Origin of the sequence: Salimicrobium flavidum (assembly GCF_900156645.1) — a bacterium.
Classification (GTDB): Bacteria; Bacillota; Bacilli; order Bacillales; family Halobacillaceae; genus Salimicrobium; species Salimicrobium flavidum.
Map to the genome: position 1 here is coordinate 1 of NZ_FTOC01000027.1, position 1031 is coordinate 1031.

Annotated in this window: 9 tRNA genes and 1 rRNA gene; all 10 read right to left on the minus strand. The window is 53.5% G+C overall.

Going from position 1 to position 1031, the window contains the following annotated elements:
* Nucleotides 1-107: 107 nt before the first annotated feature.
* Nucleotides 108-183: transfer RNA gene (locus BW944_RS14685), tRNA-Ala, on the minus strand.
* A gap of 9 nt (nt 184-192) precedes the next feature.
* Nucleotides 193-269, minus strand: a tRNA-Pro gene (locus BW944_RS14690).
* Nucleotides 270-274: 5 nt separating this feature from the next.
* Nucleotides 275-351: transfer RNA gene (locus BW944_RS14695), tRNA-Arg, on the minus strand.
* A gap of 9 nt (nt 352-360) precedes the next feature.
* Nucleotides 361-450 (minus strand) — tRNA-Leu (locus tag BW944_RS14700).
* Nucleotides 451-496: 46 nt separating this feature from the next.
* A tRNA-Gly gene (locus BW944_RS14705) sits at nt 497-568 on the minus strand.
* 7 nt (nt 569-575) lie between these two features.
* Nucleotides 576-657 (minus strand) — tRNA-Leu (locus BW944_RS14710).
* A gap of 10 nt (nt 658-667) precedes the next feature.
* Nucleotides 668-740 (minus strand) — tRNA-Lys (locus BW944_RS14715).
* 13 nt (nt 741-753) lie between these two features.
* Nucleotides 754-829: transfer RNA gene (locus tag BW944_RS14720), tRNA-Thr, on the minus strand.
* A gap of 4 nt (nt 830-833) precedes the next feature.
* Nucleotides 834-909, minus strand: a tRNA-Val gene (locus tag BW944_RS14725).
* A 9-nt stretch (nt 910-918) separates the two neighbouring features.
* A 5S ribosomal RNA gene (rrf, locus tag BW944_RS14730) occupies nt 919-1031 on the minus strand.

Consider the following 1031-nt stretch of genomic DNA (forward strand, 5'->3'; position numbering starts at 1 on the left):
ACTCTCCATAAAAGAGCGATTGATTAGCTCATGTTGTCTTGCTTTAAAAATTGACGCATGGCATAAAACATTGTTCAGTTTTCAAAGATCTACTTTAAAAAATTATATGGTGGAGCCTAGCGGGATCGAACCGCTGACCTCCTGCGTGCAAAGCAGGCGCTCTCCCAGCTGAGCTAAGGCCCCGAAACGTAATGGTCGGGAAGACAGGATTCGAACCTGCGACCCCTTGGTCCCAAACCAAGTGCTCTACCAAGCTGAGCTACTTCCCGTACAATGGTGCGCCCGAGAGGACTTGAACCCCTAACCTTCTGATCCGTAGTCAGACGCTCTATCCAATTGAGCTACGGGCGCATATGAATATGGTGCCGAGGGCCGGACTCGAACCGGCACGGTGGTAGACCCACCGCAGGATTTTAAGTCCTGTGCGTCTGCCAATTCCGCCACCCCGGCATGGCAGTTTTGCCGCTTTGCGGCCGCACCAAATATCTAAGTAAAGAGCGGAAGACGGGATTCGAACCCGCGACCCCCACCTTGGCAAGGTGGTGTTCTACCGCTGAACTACTTCCGCAAAGAAGTGCGGGTGGAGGGACTTGAACCCCCACGTCGTAAGACACTAGATCCTAAATCTAGCGCGTCTGCCAATTCCGCCACACCCGCATGTGAACTATGAGCCATGGAGGGCTCGAACCTCCGACCCTCTGATTAAAAGTCAGATGCTCTACCAGCTGAGCTAATGGCTCACAATAGTTGAAATGGTGCCGGCCAGAGGACTTGAACCCCCAACCTACTGATTACAAATCAGTTGCTCTACCAATTGAGCTAGGCCGGCAACATGGTGGAGGATGCAGGGCTCGAACCTGCGACCCCTTGCTTGTAAGGCAAGTGCTCTCCCAGCTGAGCTAATCCTCCGTTTAAAAAGTTTGGCAGCGCCCTACTCTCGCGGGGGGTAACCCCGACTACCATCGGCGCGGAAGAGCTTAACTGCTGTGTTCGGCATGGGAACAGGTGTGACCTCTTCGCTATCGCCACCA